Raw genomic sequence first — 17568 nt, 5'->3', positions numbered from 1 at the left:
GGAAGCTAAGCCTTTCAGCGCCGATGGTACTGCAGGGGGGACCCTGTGGGAGAGTAGGACGCCGCCGAACTCCTTTTGATAGAAGCCTCGTTACGGACATGGTTCGTAACGGGGCTTCTATGCGTTGTGGGGGGGGCTTGGTAGGGGTGGATTTCCCTGCCAAGCCCCCCCCTTTTTTGTATGAGAGAAGCGGGCCGCATCGTATGTCCTGAGCTGTGCGTGCGAGGGAAGCCATCCGACATGGGCGGATAGTGGCCCTTCTGGAGTCGGTGCCGGAGGCGGCACACTGGGCAGATGGCCGATCAGTGTGCGGAATCGCCAGAGTCGTCGGAGAACTTCGTGCCGCAGGGCGTGCAGACGGTGCGCTGGGAGGAGCTGGCGGCGGGGCCCGCAGTGGTCCTGTTGGACCAGCGGCGGTTGCCCGCCGAGGAAGTGCAGAGGGTGTGTTCGGATGTCCCCGCCCTCGTCGACGCCATTCGTACGCTCGCCGTACGAGGCGCTCCCGCGCTCGGTATCGCCGGGGCCTACGGGGTCGCCCTGGCCGCCAGCCGCGGGGACGATGTCGCCGAGGCCGCCAAGTTGCTGGCCGAGGCCCGGCCGACCGCGGTCAACCTGGCGTACGGCGTACGGCGGGCTGCTCGCGCTCATCAGACAGCCGTAGCCGGCGGAGTTGGCCGGGAGCAGGCTGCCGCAGTCGCATTGGGCGAGGCGCGGGCGGTGCACCGGGAGGACGCCGAGGCCAGCACGCGGATGGCCGCGCACGGCCTTGCCCTGCTGGAAGAACTTTTGCCTGGCGAGGGCTATCGGGCGCTCACCCACTGCAACACCGGTGCGTTGGTGGCCGGTGGCGCCGGGACGGCGCTGGCCGTGGCGATGGCGGCGCACCGGAGTGGTCGGCTGCGCAGGCTGTGGGTCGACGAGACGCGGCCATTGCTCCAAGGGGCACGGCTCACGACGTACGAAGCGGCGCGCGCCGGCATGCCGTACACGTTGCTCAGCGACAATGCGGCAGGTTCGCTGTTCGCCGCGGGTGAGGTGGACGCCGTGCTGATCGGGGCGGATCGGATCGCCGCGGACGGGTCGGTGGCGAACAAGGTGGGCAGCTACCCGCTGGCCGTGCTCGCCCGCTATCACCACGTGCCGTTCATCGTGGTGGCGCCGGCCACCACCGTCGACCTGGCGACGCCCCATGGCGCGGCCATCGAGATCGAGCAGCGGCCCGGGTACGAGGTGACGGAGATCGCCCTTCCGCACGCCTCGGGCCCCGGCGATGAGGGCCCCGTACGTGTACCCATCGCGCCCGCGGGGACGTCCGCGTACAACCCTGCCTTTGATGTGACGCCGCCCGATCTGGTGACGGCGATCGTGACGGAAGGGGGCGTGGTGTCGCCTGTGACGTCAGTGGGGCTCGCTGAGCTGTGCGGGCGGGCTTAGCTGCGGCGGCTGGGGCGCCTGATGGGGGTGTGGGCGGGTGGTTCGGGCCGCCTGCGGATGGTGATGTGTCGGCGGCTCGGTCCGGGCGGAGCTCGGCGGAGGCGGGACATGCTGCGAACGAGTGATCGCCCACGTCTAGCCACCGGGTCCGACAATGGGATGATGTCGCCATGAAGGGACGCGTCCTTGTCGTCGACGACGACACCGCACTGGCAGAAATGCTTGGCATTGTGCTGCGCGGCGAAGGCTTTGAACCGTCGTTCGTTTCCGATGGGGACAAAGCACTTGCTGCGTTTCGTGAGACCAAGCCTGATCTGGTGCTGCTCGATTTGATGTTGCCCGGGCGGGACGGCATTGAGGTGTGCCGGTTGATCCGGGCCGAGTCCGGGGTGCCGATCGTGATGCTCACGGCCAAGAGCGACACCGTAGATGTGGTGGTCGGACTTGAGTCGGGGGCGGACGACTACATCGTCAAGCCGTTCAAGCCCAAGGAACTGGTCGCGCGGATAAGGGCGCGGCTGCGGCGGTCCGAGGAACCGGTGCCCGAGCAGTTGGTCATCGGTGATCTGGTGATCGATGTGGCGGGGCATTCGGTGAAGCGGGAGGGGCAGTCGATCGCCCTGACCCCGCTGGAATTCGATTTGCTCGTGGCGTTGGCCCGTAAGCCCTGGCAGGTATTCACCCGAGAGGTGCTGCTTGAGCAGGTCTGGGGATACCGGCACGCTGCGGACACCCGACTGGTGAACGTGCACGTGCAGCGGTTGCGCTCGAAGGTCGAGAAGGACCCGGAGCGGCCGGAGATCGTCGTGACCGTACGCGGGGTGGGTTACAAGGCCGGGCCGAGCTGAGATGACGGAAAGTGGGGCTGCTCCGGAGCCCGCGGGGCCGGGCGCCCCCCCAGCGGGGGGCCCGACCGACGGGCGTGGTGCGGGGCGTCCCGCGGCTGCGGGGAGCGACATATCGCTGTTCGGGCGGCTCTGGCGGGGCGGCAACCTGTTGCCCGACGGGGCTTCCGGGGCGCCGGTGCACCCCGTTCTGCGTCTGTTCGTACGGTGGGTGCGACGGCCGCTGCTGCCGGCTGCGCGGCTCTACCGGCGGAACATCCAGCTCCGGGTGGTTGCCACCACCTTGCTGATGTCGCTCGGTGTGGTGCTCATCCTCGGCGTCGTGGTCATCGGGCAGGTGCGCAACGGGCTGCTGGATGCCAAGCGGCACGCTGCGCAGAGCCAGGCGGTCGGCGGGTTCACCGCGGCCGAGGAGGCGGCCGAGAGCGCCGATGACGCGCGTAGTGGCGATGAGGGCACGGGCGGCGCGCGGGGGAACCGGGACGCCGGAGCGTGGTTGACCGCGCTGGTGCAACAGCTCGCCAGTGGTGGTCAGGGTGTCTACTCGGTGGTGGCGCTCAGCTCGGAGACCGAAGGCGAGCGGACGGTCAGCAAGCGCGGGCCGCGCGCCTCGGGCGGGATTCAGCCCGAGGAGAGCATCAGCAAGACCCTGCGGGAACAGGTCGACCAGAATTCCGGCCCGCACGAGCAGTACACGAACATCGTGCACGACGCCTCGAACAAGCGGGAGCCGGCGCTCGTCATCGGCCAGCGGCTGAACGACATCAACGGCGAGGCGTACCAGCTCTACTACCTCTTTCCGTTCACCCAGGAAGAGAAGTCGCTGAGCCTGGTGAAGGGCACGCTCGCGACCGCCGGTGTGTTCGTGGTGGTGCTGCTCGGGGCCATTGCGTGGCTGGTGGTGCGGCAGGTCGTCACCCCGGTGCGGATGGCGGCCGGGATCTCCGAGCGGCTTGCGGCCGGGCTGCTCCAGGAGCGGATGAAGGTCACCGGCGAGGACGACATCGCGCGTCTCGGCGAGGCGTTCAACAAGATGGCGCACAACCTCCAGGTCAAGATCCAGCAGCTTGAGGACCTGTCGCGGATGCAGCGACGGTTCGTATCGGACGTTTCGCATGAGCTGCGGACGCCGCTGACGACCGTACGGATGGCTGCCGATGTGATTTATGAGGCGCGGGACGAGTTCGATCCGGCCACGGCACGGTCGGCTGAGCTGTTGGGTGGGCAGCTCGACCGGTTCGAGTCGCTGCTCGCCGACCTGTTGGAGATCAGCCGGTTCGACGCGGGGGCCGCGGCGCTGGAGGCGGAGCCGATCGACCTGCGTGACGTGGTCAAACGCGTGGTGGACGGGGCGGAGCCGCTGGCCGAGCGGAAGGGCAGCCAGATCATCATCCGTGGCGCCCACCGCCCGGTGATCGCGGAGGCCGCCGCGCGCCGGGTGGAGCGGGTGCTGCGCAACCTCGTGGTGAACGCCGTCGAGCACGGTGAGGGCAAGGACGTGGTGGTGCGGCTGGCGGCCAAGAGCGGTGCGGTGGCCGTGGCCGTACGGGACTACGGGGTCGGCCTGAAGCCGGGCGAGGCGACGCGGGTGTTCAACCGCTTCTGGCGGGCCGACCCGGCGCGTGCTCGTACCACCGGCGGTACGGGGCTCGGCCTGTCGATCGCGGAGGAGGACGCGCGGTTGCACGGAGGCTGGCTCCAGGCGGGGGGCGAGCCGGGGGGCGGGTCGCAGTTCCGGCTCACGCTCCCGCGTGCGGCGGGTGATGCGTTGCGCGGCTCGCCCATACCGCTCGAACCGGAGGACTCGCGGCGCAAGCGCGCGTTGCGGGCGGCCAAGGCTGCGGAGCGCGCCGGTAGCAGCACGTTGGCTGGTGGTGCTGGTGGGGCGGGGTCGGGGGCGCACGTTGTCAGTGGTGTGCGCCTTGGCGATGCGGTGCAACCTGCTGGTGCTGGTGAGGGGCAGGGCGGGGCTGAGCGGCGTGAGGGCCGGGGTGTCGAGCGGGGCGAGGGCGGGGCGACGGGGCCGGGTGACACCGGCGCGCGCGGGGCGGCCGACGCCACGGGTGCGCGTACCGGGGAATCCACGGGCGCCCATCGGGTGACCGGGGCCACCGTCTCCGTACTGCCGGCGAAGCGTCCCGGTGCCGCCTCGGGGGCGGGTACGGCGGAGTCGTCCGGCAAGGGCCCGCGCGTGTCGGGTGAGGCTACGGACGCCGGCCGGGGCGAGGGGGGTGCCCGTGGTGGGTGTGGTGGGGCCAGTGGTGCCGGATCGCCGGGGCGAAACGGCGGTGCCGGCCCTGCGGGTGAGGGCGATGCGGGTGGCCGTGGGCGTGGGGCGGGTCCCGGTACGGATCGAGAAGGGACTTCGGAGTGATGCTGGCCTGCGATCGAGGGAGCCACTGCCGTGCGTGCTGAGGACACGGCGTACGGTCGCCGGCCCGCGGGGCGCGTCGAGGAGGGCTCGACCGGGCCGGGTGCGGGTCTTGATGCCGGTGCTGGCTCCGACCGACGCCCCGAGAGCGCGGGTCGCTTTGGTGGCTTCATCGGCCTCAATCCGCGGACTGCCGGCGCGCGGAATCGTCGGGGCGCGCCGGAGGGCAGCGGCGCGCCTGTGCGTCGAGGGCGTCGGCTCCGTACCGGCGCCTCGCGGCTGCGGAGCGGCGTGGTCCTGGCGGTCGGTGTGGTGCTGCTGGCCGGCTGTGCGTCGATGCCCGACAGTGGCGACGTACGGCAGGTGGGGTCCACACCGCGCGCCGATGCAGATTCACCCGTACGGGTATACGGGGTGCGTCCGGGGAACGATGAGGAGCCGCTGGACCTCGTACTCGGCTTCCTGGAGGCGACCACCAGCGACGAGGCCGAATTCGAGACGGCTCGGCAGTATCTGACGCGGCGTGCGGATGATCGGTGGAACCCGTCCGCGGAGACGGTCGTGCTCGCCCAGGCGCCCAAGGTGCGGGTGGAGCGGAGGTCCGATCCGGAGGGCACGGGATATGACGTCGTGTTGTCTGGTCGGCAACTCGCCACGGTCGATGCCAATCACGCGTACGCGCCCGACGAGAAGCCGTATGAGGAACGGTTGCACGTGGCGAGGTCGGGTTCGCAATGGCGGATCGATTCGCTGCCAGCGGGGCTGGTCCTGGGCGAATCGGACTTCAAGCGCATTTATCGCCCCGTCAACAAGTACTACTTCGCGGAATTGGGTCCCGATACCGGCAAGTCTGCCGTGGGCAAGGACGTACTGGTCGCCGACCCCGTCTATTTGCGACGGTGGATCGATCCGGTGACCTCGACGGTCAAGTCGCTGCTGGGCGGTCCCACCAACTGGCTCGAACCGGTGGTTCGCACGTCGTTCCCGAGCGGCACCGAACTGAAGAGCAGTCATCTGCGGCTCGACGACTCGAACGGGCTGCGCCTGCAACTGAGCAACGCCGCATCCGGTGTGGACCAGTTGCGCTGTCACGAGATGGCGGCGCAGTTGTTGTTCACCGTGCAGGACCTTTCGTCGTCCAAGGTCGGCAGCGTGACGCTGGAAAAGGCCGACGGCACGGGGTTGTGCAGTCTGACCAGGGAGGAAGCTGAGGGGTACGCGCCGGACCGGATCAATGGCGAGGCCGGTAGCCAGTACTTCATCGACCAGGAGCGCCGGCTGGTCCAACTCGAAAATGCCGGGGACGATCCGGTCCATGTGCCCGGGCCGTTCGGCGAACAGGGCGCGGACCTGGGTTCGGTGGCCGTGGCGCGTGACGAGCGGACTGCGGCCGGGGTGTCGCACAACGGGCGGGACCTGTACGTCGCGGACCTCAAGCCCGGGGTGGAGCGCGGGGATTCGCGGTTGCGCAGTGCCACCGGTGGCCGGGAAGGCGGGTTGACCGTACCGAGTTGGGATGGTTTGGGCGACCTGTGGGTGGCGGATCGCAGCCCGAGCAAGCCGCGGTTGGTGCGCTTGGCCGGCGGGGTGGGGGAGCCGGAAGAGGTCAACATCACCGGGCTCGACGGTGGCCGGATCGTAGCGCTGCGCGTCGCCGCTGACAGTACGCGGATCGCCCTGCTGATCGAGCGCCGCGGCCATACGACGCTGTGGTTGGGCCGCATCGAACGCGCGACGACGCCGGCCGACCCCACGCTGTCGATCAGGGGTCTGCGTGCGCTCGCGCCGCAGCTCAATGACGTGGACGCCGTCTCGTGGGCCGGGGGCAGCCGGTTGGTGGTGGCCGGCACGGAGTCCGGTGGGGTGCAGGAACTGAGCTTCGTACAGACGGATGGCTCGCCCGGGAACAGCGCCACGGTGCCGGGGCCGGGCAAGGTGCAGCAGCTTGCCGCTTCGGAGGACGAGAACCGGCCACTGATCGCCGAGGCGTCGGACGGCATCGTTCGGCTGCCGCCCAATGAGAACTGGAAGACGGTGGTCAAGGAGGGGACGGCGCCGGTCTACCCGGGGTGATGGTGTTTTGCGGCGGTTCCTGCCGGGGCTGCTTGGGGGTGGGGCCTACCGGGGTTACCTCGGGACTCCGTCTCCTCCCGCGGGTCGCTGGTGGGTTTCTGTGGCTGGCGTGGGGGTCGGATCGGCCCGGCGGCGTCGGCCGGTTGCTGGCGGTGGGCGGGGCGCGTGCTGGCCGGGGAGATTGAGTACGGGTACGAGGGCGGTCGCACGCTGGTGCGGCTGCCCTCGTTCTTTTGCCGTTCCGCGGGCTGGCGGAGCGGGGTCGGGTTGGCCGTGGCGAGGGCGGCAGAGGCGGAAGGGTGTGTTCCGCAGTGTCGGGCACGGTGGTGAGGTGGGGGCCGGCTGTTGTGTTCGTGAGCCGTTGTGCGCCGCTCTGACCTGTGCTTTTCCTGTCTGGGGCGGGAGTGGGTGCATTGGCTCGGCAGAGTTATCCACAGGGGTGGCGGGCCCGGGGACGTGGCGGGACAGTGGACTCATGCGGGGATGGTGGAGCGAGACGGCGGGGCTGATCCTGCCGGTGGACTGTGCGGGGTGCGGGGCGCCTCGGCGGGTGCTGTGCGCACGGTGTCAGCGGGCGCTGCTGGGTGCGGGTGCGCGTCGGGTGCGGCCGAGCCCGCTGCCGCCGGGGCTGCCTGCGGTGTGGGCGGCAGCGGCGTATGCGGGTGCGTGCCGGGAAGCGCTGCTCGCGCACAAGGAGCGGGGGGCGTTACGGCTGGTGGGCCCGTTGGGCACGGCGCTGGCACTGGCGGTGTGCGCGCTGGTGGTGCGTGGTTCTGGGGCTGGGCGGTCGGTGGAGGTGGCACGCGGTGCCGTCCGGCGGCGGGCGTGTGCGGGGCGTGCCTCGGTGGATGTGGAGGGTGCGGAAGGTGGTGGCAGGGGTGCGCGCGGTGCGTGGGTGGATACGGCTGGGGGCGTGGGGGAGTGGGCGGGGCCGGGAGCGTACGGGATAGCTGAGGCGGGGACGGGGCTTGCGGCGCTGGTCGCGGCGGGTGCGGTGAAGGCGCCGCTGTTGCTCGTGCCGATGCCTTCCGCGCGGCGGGCGGTGGCTGCGCGTGGGCATGACCCGATGGTGCGGATCGCCCGGGCTGCGGCGCGTGAACTACGGCGACAGGGGGTGCCGGCGCGGGCGCTGCCCGTGCTGCGGCAGCAGCGCCCGGTGCTTGACCAGGCGGGTCTGAGCGCCGTGCAGCGGAGGGCCAACATGGCTGGGGCGCTGCGGATGACCCGGGGCGCGGAGCGGCTGTTGGCCGGTGGCTCCGTGGTGCTGGTGGATGACCTGATGACGACCGGGGCCTCGCTGGCTGAGGCGGCCCGTGTGGTGCGGGGTGTGGTGGGAGTGGGAGCGGCTAGGGCAGGTGGTGGCGAGAGCGATGGCGTCGGTGGTGGTGGCAGTGGTGGCGGTGCTGCCAGCGATGGTGGTTCTGGTGATGTTGCTGGTGCCGTCGGTCGGGAGCGCGGCGGTGTGACTGGCCGGCGGTCGGGGGTACGCGTCGGTGGGTGTGGGTGTGGGTGTGGGTGTGGGTGTGGGGGGCGCGGGGCGGGTGGTGCGTGTTTGTGGGGGAGGGGAGGGAGATGCCGGGGGTGCGGGAGTGGTGGGGGACTCGTGAGAGCCGGACCTGTCGGCGGGAGAGGTGAGGGTGTTGTGCCGAGGCGCGGCGGGGTGTGCGTGGAGCGCATGGACGGCTACTCCGCGGGGAGTGCCTTGACGGCTGTTGCTGAGAGCGGCGCACGACGGGCGCGGCCAGGGGACGACCGATGCGTGCCCGGCGCTCGTGGGCGGTGCTCGGGCGGTGGGCCCCAGGACGTGGGTGAGGGCTCGGGCCGTGGGCGCACGATCGATCGGGATCGTTGCCGGGGCGGAGATGAGTGCCCGGTGGGGCGAGATGAGGGCGGCGGGGTGCGCGCGGTGCACGGGGTGCTGACGCGAGAGGCGTCGGCCCGGCAGGACGGACGGGTGGGGCGGATGGTGGCCGGTTCGCCGGGTGCGGAGGGAGCGGTGGTGCTGGCAGCGTCGCCCGGGGCCCGGGAGCGTTGGAGACGGTGCGCCGGGTTGCCGGCGGAGGTGGCACGCGGTGCCGGGGATGGAGGTGCGGATGAGACGGCTGGTGACGAGGAGTTCGGGGCCGCGCCCGGTGGGGCCTGTCGGTGCTGCGGGGCCCGGGCCGGGTGTGGGGTGTGCGGAGCCGACGCCGGGGCTGAAAGTGCGGCTTGCCGTGGCGGGCCCGGAGCCGGGGCTCGGGGTGCGGCGTCCGGTGGTGAGACCGGTGCCGGTGGTGGAGACGGGGCCTGCTGTGCCGGGGCCGGGGCCCGGAGTGCGGCGTACGGGGCCGAGGCCGGAAGTGCGGCGCGCTGGGGCGGTACCGGGGGCGGTGCCGAAAACGCGGCCTGCTGTGGTGAGGCCCGTGGCAGGGCTCGGCGTGCGGCGTGCGGTGCCGGAGCCGGAGCCCGAGTCCGGGGTGTGGCCTGCGATGGCGGGGGCGGGAGTGTGGTTGGAGGGTTGGTCGGGGCCGCGGTGGTCGCTGCCTCGGAGAGTGCGTTTGGCGCGAATCGGAACTGACGGCAAACCCGGGTCGTTGCAGCTAGTAACAGGGAAAAAGCACCTGAACGGAGGTACGTGCCGGTAGGGGGTGCCGACTTCGAGCCGATCGAGCTATGTTCGGTTGTGAGGACTACGGGCCACTATGGCGCTGATATCCGCTTAGCGTGCTTCATGCTTTTCTGTGTTCCATGGAAACGTGAACACTGTGGGGTGTAAATCCCAATGGCGGGGGAGAAGGAGGTGAAAGCCGCCGAGTCGGGGGCCCGGAAATCTCCTGGGCCCAGTGCGAAACGGATGGCTTCGAACAGCCAACGGAGCAATCCGGGAACGGAGTTCTGCGTGGACATCGTCGTGAAGGGCCGCAAGACAGAGGTGCCGGAGCGGTTCCGCAAGCACGTGGCCGAGAAGCTGAAGCTGGAGAAGATCCAGAAGCTCGACGGCAAGGTGATCAGCCTCGACGTCGAGGTGTCCAAGGAACACAACCCGCGCCAGGCCGACCGTTCCGACCGAGTGGAGATCACGCTCCGCTCCCGGGGGCCGGTGATCAGGGCGGAGGCCGCCGCGGCCGATCCGTACGCAGCGCTGGACCTTGCCACGGGCAAGCTGGAACAGCGGTTGCGCAAGCAGAACGACAAGCGTCACGCACGTCGGGGCAACGGGCGTATCCCGGCGAGCGACGTCGCCGTGGCCGTGCCGGACGCCGCGCGCATCAATGGCACGGGGGAGAGCGCCGAGGCCGGTGGGGCGGACACCGTGCCGACCACGCGTATGGGTTCCCTCGAAGTGCGCGGCGAAGGCCCGCTCATCGTCCGCGAGAAGACGCACGCTGCGGCGCCGATGACGCTCGACCAGGCCCTGTACGAGATGGAGTTGGTCGGTCATGACTTCTACCTGTTCGTCGACTCCGACACCAACCACCCGAGCGTCGTCTACCGGCGGCACGGCTATGACTACGGCGTCATCCACCTCAAGACGGAGGCGTTCGTCGGGGAGGAGCCCGGCGGTGCCGGGGGCGCGCTCGGTGGCTGACGCCGGCTGACGAGCGCAGGTCCGGTCGGCGGTTGCCGGGTGGGCCGCAAGCGGTCCGTACGGATGTGGAGCCGATGCGGACGGCCCGGCGGAGCTGACTGGAATTGATCCACGAGGTGCGGTTCCGACCGTGTCTCATACGACGGTGTAGGGAGTGCCCCGGGAGGGTCGAATTGGGCCTCCGGGGCACTACCGTGCGGAGAGCGGGAGCACCGGTCCACCCCGCGGGCATGGAATCATGGCGGCGTGGTCAATCGGCGCTCGGTGGGGACTGGTTGGCGTGCAGAGCTAGGTGCAACCGCAAGGCCACGGCCTTCATGGGGGAGGAACGATGGCGGACAGCTTCGGGCCCGTGCCCGACGATGACGACGGTGACCGCGTCGACGTCGGAACGGACAGGGGCGAGTCGCGCAAGGAGCCGATCCGGGTCCTCGTGGTGGACGATCACGCGCTCTTCCGCCGGGGGTTGGAGATCGTTCTTGCGCAGGAGGAGGACATCCAGGTCATCGGCGAGGCCGGGGACGGGGCGGAGGCCGTGGAGAAGGCGGCCGACCTGCTTCCCGACATCGTGTTGATGGATGTCCGCATGCCCAAGCGGGGTGGGATCGAGGCGTGTACCTCCATCAAGGAGGTGGCCCCCAGCGCGAAGATCATCATGCTGACGATCAGCGACGAGGAAGCCGACCTCTACGAAGCGATCAAGGCGGGGGCCACCGGGTACCTCCTCAAGGAGATCTCCACCGATGAGGTGGCGACGGCGATCCGGGCCGTGGCGGACGGGCAGTCGCAGATCAGTCCCTCGATGGCGTCGAAGTTGCTGACCGAGTTCAAGTCAATGATTCAGCGCACCGACGAGCGTCGCCTGGTGCCCGCGCCGCGGTTGACGGACCGCGAACTTGAGGTGCTCAAGCTCGTGGCGACCGGCATGAACAACCGCGATATCGCCAAGGAACTCTTCATCAGCGAGAACACGGTCAAGAACCACGTCCGCAACATCCTGGAGAAGCTGCAACTCCACTCCCGGATGGAAGCCGTGGTGTACGCGATGCGCGAGAAGATCCTCGAAATTCGGTGACCGCCCGAGCCGGCTGCCCCGGCTGCCCCCGTCGGGCTCGGGCTGCCGGCCCCGCGTCCGCCCGCGATGCCGACTGTGGCGTCGACCGTAACGGTTGCCCGGGGCGTGATTGATCCCCGTCGTGGGCTGTGGACCATGGGTTTCCGGATGCCGGCCCTGGCGGATGTACTTATGTGATGGCGCATCAGGAAGGTCTGGAGCAGCGCGAGTTGGCTGGTCGGGGCGGGCCTGATGGTCTGGCGGTTGTGGTTCGGGGGCGCGTGGAAGAGGCGGGTGCGGGTGGGGGCTGGTCAGGCGAGGGCCGTGGTGAGTGGGGCTGCTAGTTCGGGGTGGTTGAGCCGTTCCACGCGGATCTCCTCGCAGCCCACCCAGCCGGCGGCCTCCCGTAGCGCGCGGGCCATGGCGGGTACGTCCTTCGGGCCGCGCAGGGAGAGCTGTCGGGCCACCAGGGTCTTGCCCTCCCTGGCCGGGTCGACCCGGCCCACCAGCTTGCCGCCGGCCAGGAGGGGCATCGCGAAATAGCCGTGTATCCGCTTGGGCTTGGGGACGTACGCCTCAAGGCGGTGGGTGAAGTCGAAGATCCGCTGGGTGCGCGGGCGGTCCCAGATCAGGGAGTCGAAGGGGGACAGCAGGGTGGTGCGGTGGCGCTCCCGGCGCCCCGCGGACTCGGCGGCGAGCGCGGCGGGGTCGGCCCAGGCCGGCTTGTCCCAGCCCACGACCTCGACCGGCGTCAGTCCCGTATCCGCTATGACGGCGCTCACCTGCTCGTTCTTGAGCCGGTGGTAGTCGGCGAGGTCCGCGCGGGTGGCCACGCCCATCGCCACGCCGGCCTGGGCGACCAGCCGGCGCAGGCACTCCGCGTCCGGCAACTCGTCGTGCAACAGGTACTCGGGGACGGCGCGCTCGGCCAGGTCGTACACCCGCTTCCAGCCGCGCCGCTCGGTGCAGACGACCTCGCCGTACATCAGGGCGCGTTCGACGGCGATCTTGGCGGCTGACCAGTCCCACCACTCGCCGCCGTTCTTGGCGCCGCCCAGTTGGCTGGCGGTGAGCGGCCCCTCGGCCCGCAACTGGGCGATGACCTGCTCGTACGCCCCCGCCGGCAGGTCCTGGTTCCAGTGCGGGCGGTCGCGGTAGGCGCGGCGGCGGAAGGCGAAGTGCGGCCACTCCTCGATCGGCAGGATGCAGGCGGCGTGCGACCAGTACTCGAAGCTGTGCGTCTCGGTCCAGTACGCCGAGTCCACCGTGTCGCGGCCGACGGCGCCCAGCCGGGCGTACGGCACCAGTTCGTGTGACCTGGCCAGCACCGAGATCGTGTCCAACTGGACCGCTCCCAGCGAACGCAGCACACCGCGCACACCCGACCGCTGGTCCCGCGCACCGAGCAGCCCCTGGGCCCGCAGCGCTATGCGGCGGGCCTCGTCGGTGGACAGGGTGAACTCGGGACGGGCGTGGTCTGCCGGCGCGCCGGCGGGTGGCGTGCTGCGATTAGCTGACACGGGAGTTGTCATGCGGGCCACAGTAAACGGTGCCACTGACAACGCCCTTGACCAGCGGCTTCGGCTGGCGCGCTGGGGCAGCGGCGCGGCCGGGCGGCCGCGTCTCGTGGGCGCCGGCCGGCCGCCGCTGCCCGGAGTGGCGGACCGGCCCGGGCCCGTACCAGCGCCGGCGGTGCGGCGGCCCGGTCGTGGGCGGCTGGCTGCTGTGCCGGGCCCGAGGGCCCGGGCGCTCTTGGCGGGGTGGGTCAGGGGCGCTCGGGCCCCGGCAGGTACGCGGCGGTGGCCGGGAGGCCGAGGTCGGTGGGGAGGAGGGCGCCGAGCCAGGCGTCGCGGCGAACCTCCTGGTGGACGAGGCGGGCGCGCAGGACGCCTTCCACCTGGAAGCCGATCGAGCGGGCCACCGCGCGCGAGCCCTCGTTGCCGACCTCGGCGTACCACTCCAGGCGCGCCACGCCCAGTTCCTCGAAGGCCCAGTGCGCGAGGCGGCGGCCGGCCTCGGCGGTGTAGCCGTGGCCGCGCTGCTCCTTGGCCGTCCAGTAGCCGAGTTCTGCCTGCTGGTTGGAGATGCCCGCCGCATGGCGGATCAGGCCGATGGCGCCGACGAACGCGCCGTCCTTGGTGGTGACGGCGAAGTTGTACGTGGCGTCGTCGCGCCAGCCCTTCGGGCAGGACGACGCCACGAAGTCGTGCGCGTGCTCGCGCGTGTAGGGCGACGGCACGTTCGTCCACCGGGGGATGTCGGGGTCCTGACAGGCGGCGAGGACGGCGTCCGTATCGGCCGGCTCGAAGGGGCGCAGGACGAGGCGCTCGGTGCTGAGTATGACGGGCTCCATGAACTGATTCTGGTCGCTCGACTGGGGCGAGGGAAACGGATTTGTCGCGACCGTTTCGCGCGGCCCGCGCCCACGCCGGCGCGCCCGTACCCCCGCTCACCTGCTGCGACGCGCTGGAAGCGGCTCGGGCGGCAGGCCACGGGCTGCGGGGGTGGTCCGTGTCGTGCGGCGAGGTGCGGGCGGCGGGTGGGCCGGCTGGCTGGTTGGCTGGAGATCAGGGTGGGGGGCGCGTGTGCCGGCCCACCGGGTCCGTGTCGGGCGGAGCGCCGCGCGCGTCGCCGGTCCGGGGAGGGCCGGCCGCAAGTCCTCGGGCCGGCGGCGCCTCGCGCGTGGCGCGGGCGCGCGTAAGCACTGGGCGGCCACTGCCTCGCGCTGGAGATCCTGGAGAACGAGGAGAGCCGCCCCCGCGGGACGCGTAGCCCGTCCCCACACGCCCATTCCCCGAGAGACCAGAGCCCCCGCGCGGACGCGTACCGACCCACGGGTGGGCAGGGCCCCATAGCCGGAGCCGACAAACCCCCGCGCGCGTGGACGCGTACTCCCAGGACGGGCGCGGTGGGGACAGCGCGGGGCCGAGGGTGCGCCGCTGCGCAGGGGTGGGGTGGCGCGGCCCGGCCTGGAGTGCACGGGAATGCGGTGGAAAGTCCCGTACTGTGGGTGAAAAGTGCCGTACGGATGGTAGTCGGGGCTGGGGAGGCGGGCCCGCCCTTCCGGGCGTTCTCCAGGCACCTTCCGCGGGGTTCGGACGTTGACACAGCGGGCGATAGCGAGCCTTCGTGCCGACGGACCTCCCGGGGTGGGCTGGTCCTGACTTACGATGGCCGTTGCGGCAGGCCCCGTGGCCCCCGATAATGCCGCGCTAGCGCACCCCCAACCGTGCCAGGTCCGACCGGCAAGGAGCCAGCCTACGTGTCCGTCCTCAACAAGCTCATGCGTGCAGGCGAAGGCAAGATCCTGCGCAAGCTGCACCGCATCGCGGGCCAGGTCAACTCCATCGAAGAGGACTTCCTGAACCTCTCCGACGCAGAGCTGCGCGCTCTCACGGACGAGTACAAGGAGCGGTACGCGGACGGGGAGAGTCTTGACGACCTCCTGCCCGAGGCGTTCGCCACGGTCCGCGAGGCTGCCAAGCGCGTGCTCGGCCAGCGCCACTACGACGTCCAGCTCATGGGCGGCGCCGCGCTGCACAACGGCTACGTCGCCGAGATGAAGACCGGTGAGGGCAAGACCCTCGTCGGCACGCTGCCCGCGTACCTGAACGGCCTGTCCGGCAAGGGCGTGCACCTGATCACGGTCAACGACTACCTGGCCGAGCGTGACTCCGAGCTGATGGGCCGGGTGCACAAGTTCCTCGGCCTGTCCGTCGGCTGCATCCTCGCCAACATGACGCCGGCGCAGCGCCGCGAGATGTACAACTGCGACATCACGTACGGCACCAACAACGAGTTCGGCTTCGACTACCTGCGCGACAACATGGCGTGGTCGCAGGACGAGCTGGTGCAGCGCGGGCACAACTTCGCGATCGTGGACGAGGTTGACTCGATCCTCGTGGACGAGGCCCGTACGCCGTTGATCATCTCCGGCCCCGCCGACCAGGCGACCAAGTGGTATGGCGACTTCGCCAAGCTGGTGAAGCGGCTGAACCGCGGCGAGGCGGCCAACCCGCTCAAGCGGGACGAGAACGGCAACCCGCAGCAGGAGACCGGCGACTACGAGGTCGACGAGAAGAAGCGGACCGTCGGCATCCACGACACCGGTGTCACCAAGGTCGAGAACTGGCTCGGCATCGACAACCTCTACGAGTCGGTCAACACCCCGCTCGTCGGTTACCTGAACAACGCCATCAAGGCGAAGGAACTGTTCAAGAAGGACAAGGACTACGTCGTCATCGACGGCGAAGTCATGATCGTCGACGAGCACACGGGCCGTATTCTCGCCGGCCGCCGCTACAACGAGGGCATGCACCAGGCGATCGAGGCGAAGGAAGGGGTGGACATCAAGGACGAGAACCAGACCCTCGCCACGATCACCCTCCAGAACTTCTTCCGCCTCTACGGCACGCTGTCGGGCATGACCGGTACGGCGATGACCGAGGCCGCCGAGTTCCACCAGATCTACAAGCTCGGTGTCGTCCCGATCCCGACCAACCGGCCGATGGTCCGCATCGACCAGGCCGACCTGATCTACCGCACCGAGCCCGCGAAGTTCGACGCGGTCGTCGAGGACATCGCCGAGAAGCACGAGAAGGGCCAGCCGGTCCTGGTCGGTACGACCTCGGTGGAGAAGTCCGAGTACCTCTCGCAGCAGCTCACCAAGCGCGGGGTGCGGCACGAGGTGCTCAACGCCAAGCAGCACGACCGGGAGGCGACGATCGTCGCCCAGGCCGGGCGCAAGGGCGCGGTCACCGTGGCGACCAACATGGCCGGCCGTGGCACCGACATCCAGCTCGGCGGCAACCCGGACGACCTGGCTGAGAACGAGCTGCGCGGCAAGGGCCTGGACCCGGTCGAGCACGTCGAGGAGTGGGCCGCCGCGCTGCCGGCCGCCCTGGAGCGCGCCAAGGCCGCGGTCAAGGCGGAGCACGAGGAGGTCAAGGACCTCGGCGGGCTGTACGTGCTGGGCACTGAGCGGCACGAGTCGCGACGTATCGACAACCAGCTCCGTGGTCGTTCCGGCCGTCAGGGCGACCCCGGCGAGTCCCGCTTCTACCTCTCGCTCGGCGACGACCTGATGCGGCTGTTCAAGGCCCAGATGGTCGAGCGCGTGATGTCGATGGCCAACGTGCCCGACGACGTACCGATCGAGAACAAGATGGTCACCCGCGCCATTGCCTCCGCGCAGTCGCAGGTCGAGCAGCAGAACTTCGAGACGCGTAAGAACGTCCTGAAGTACGACGAGGTGCTCAACCGGCAGCGTGAGGTCATCTACGGCGAGCGCCGCCGCGTCCTGGAGGGCGAGGACCTGCACGAGCAGGTGGTGCACTTCATGGACGACACGATCGACGCCTACGTGCAGGCCGAGACCGTGGAGGGGTTCGCCGAGGAGTGGGACCTGGACCGGCTGTGGGGCGCGTTCAAGCAGCTCTACCCGGTGCAGGTGACCATCGAGGAGCTTGAGGACGAGGTGGGCGGCGACCGCGCCGGGCTCACCGCCGAGTTCATCACCGATGCCGTCAAGGACGACGTCCACGCGCAGTACGCCGCGCGCGAGGAGCAGCTCGGCTCGGACATCATGCGTGAGCTTGAGCGCCGCGTGGTGCTCTCCGTCCTCGACCGCAAGTGGCGCGAGCACCTCTACGAGATGGACTACCTCCAGGAGGGCATCGGCCTGCGCGCGATGGCCCAGAAGGACCCGCTGGTCGAGTACCAGCGGGAGGGCTTCGACATGTTCACGGCCATGATGGAGGGCATCAAGGAGGAGTCCGTCGGCTACCTGTTCAACCTGGAGGTCCAGGTGGAGCAGCAGGTCGAGGAGGTTCCGGTGGAGGACGCGGCGCCGTCGCTGGAGAAGGGCGACGAGGTCCCCGCGGGTGCGCCGCGGCCCGAGATCCACGCCAAGGGGCTGGACGCGCCGCAGCGCCCGGACCGGCTGCACTTCTCGGCCCCGACGGTGGACGGCGAGGGCGGTGTGATCGAGGGCGACTTCGCCACCGACTCGCCGAACGAGACCACCTCGTCGACGCCCGTGGGAGCCGGCACGACCCGCGCCGAGCGCCGCAAGGCCCAGAAGGGCGGCCGTCGCCGCAAGAAGTAGCGCGACGCAGGAGGAACGAACGGGGCACGTCCCGCGCGTGAGCGCGCGGGGCGCCCCGGGGCCGGGGGGGGGGGGGGGGGGGGGGGGGGGGGCGGGCGGGGGCGGGGGCGGGGGGGG

The 17568-nt window shown here is 70.5% G+C and carries 9 protein-coding genes and 1 rRNA gene; 8 read left to right on the top strand and 2 right to left on the bottom strand.

Features of this window, described 5'->3' with window-relative positions; all coding sequences use genetic code 11:
• The 7 genes from rrf to AAHZ94_RS11380 all read left to right on the top strand — a co-directional run.
• A 5S ribosomal RNA gene (gene rrf, locus AAHZ94_RS36420) occupies positions 1–70 on the top strand; the annotation flags it as partial.
• Between the two features lie 224 nt (positions 71–294).
• Positions 295–1434, top strand: a complete 1140-nt coding sequence (gene mtnA / locus AAHZ94_RS11415) for an S-methyl-5-thioribose-1-phosphate isomerase (RefSeq protein WP_349992690.1) — start codon at positions 295–297, stop codon at positions 1432–1434.
• Positions 1435–1604: 170 nt separating this feature from the next.
• A complete protein-coding gene (gene mtrA, locus AAHZ94_RS11410; protein ID WP_187062858.1) occupies positions 1605–2282 on the top strand; it encodes a two-component system response regulator MtrA in 678 nt (225 codons plus the stop codon).
• Between the two features lies 1 nt (position 2283).
• On the top strand, positions 2284–4653 hold the full coding sequence (gene mtrB, locus AAHZ94_RS11405; RefSeq protein ID WP_349992689.1) for an MtrAB system histidine kinase MtrB: 2370 nt from the start codon (positions 2284–2286) through the stop codon (positions 4651–4653).
• 237 nt (positions 4654–4890) lie between these two features.
• A complete protein-coding gene (locus AAHZ94_RS11400) occupies positions 4891–6723 on the top strand; it encodes an LpqB family beta-propeller domain-containing protein (RefSeq protein ID WP_349992687.1) in 1833 nt (610 codons plus the stop codon).
• A 2878-nt stretch (positions 6724–9601) separates the two neighbouring features.
• Complete coding sequence (hpf, locus tag AAHZ94_RS11385; protein WP_349992685.1) at positions 9602–10291, top strand: ribosome hibernation-promoting factor, HPF/YfiA family; 690 nt, start codon at positions 9602–9604, stop codon at positions 10289–10291.
• A 331-nt stretch (positions 10292–10622) separates the two neighbouring features.
• Positions 10623–11366, top strand: a complete 744-nt coding sequence (locus AAHZ94_RS11380; RefSeq protein WP_349992683.1) for a response regulator — start codon at positions 10623–10625, stop codon at positions 11364–11366.
• Between the two features lie 290 nt (positions 11367–11656).
• Here the strand turns inward: AAHZ94_RS11380 and AAHZ94_RS11375 are convergent, their stop codons facing one another.
• Positions 11657–12877: a winged helix-turn-helix domain-containing protein gene (locus AAHZ94_RS11375; protein WP_349992682.1), complete on the bottom strand. Its 1221-nt coding sequence runs from the start codon at positions 12875–12877 to the stop codon at positions 11657–11659.
• A gap of 233 nt (positions 12878–13110) precedes the next feature.
• Positions 13111–13698: a GNAT family N-acetyltransferase gene (locus AAHZ94_RS11370; protein ID WP_349992680.1), complete on the bottom strand. Its 588-nt coding sequence runs from the start codon at positions 13696–13698 to the stop codon at positions 13111–13113.
• 909 nt (positions 13699–14607) lie between these two features.
• Between AAHZ94_RS11370 and secA the strand changes: the two genes are divergently transcribed.
• On the top strand, positions 14608–17451 hold the full coding sequence (gene secA, locus AAHZ94_RS11365) for a preprotein translocase subunit SecA (RefSeq protein ID WP_349992678.1): 2844 nt from the start codon (positions 14608–14610) through the stop codon (positions 17449–17451).
• The last annotated feature ends 117 nt before the right edge of the window (positions 17452–17568 follow it).

This window comes from Streptomyces sp. HSW2009, from assembly GCF_040240285.1.
GTDB lineage: Bacteria > Actinomycetota > Actinomycetes > Streptomycetales > Streptomycetaceae > Streptomyces.
Note: the sequence above shows the minus strand (reverse complement) of the source record. Positions and strands in the feature narration are given on the sequence as shown.

What these genes read in the sequence shown, in the direction of transcription:
- mtrB (WP_349992689.1), top strand. Translation starts at nt 2,284, where the DNA reads ATGACGGAAAGTGGGGCTGCTCCGGAGCCCGCGGGGCCGGGCGCCCCC.
- AAHZ94_RS11370 (WP_349992680.1), bottom strand. Translation starts at nt 13,698, where the DNA reads ATGGAGCCCGTCATACTCAGCACCGAGCGCCTCGTCCTGCGCCCCTTC.
- AAHZ94_RS11380 (WP_349992683.1), top strand. Translation starts at nt 10,623, where the DNA reads ATGGCGGACAGCTTCGGGCCCGTGCCCGACGATGACGACGGTGACCGC.
- AAHZ94_RS11375 (WP_349992682.1), bottom strand. Translation starts at nt 12,877, where the DNA reads ATGACAACTCCCGTGTCAGCTAATCGCAGCACGCCACCCGCCGGCGCG.
- mtrA (WP_187062858.1), top strand. Translation starts at nt 1,605, where the DNA reads ATGAAGGGACGCGTCCTTGTCGTCGACGACGACACCGCACTGGCAGAA.
- mtnA (WP_349992690.1), top strand. Translation starts at nt 295, where the DNA reads ATGGCCGATCAGTGTGCGGAATCGCCAGAGTCGTCGGAGAACTTCGTG.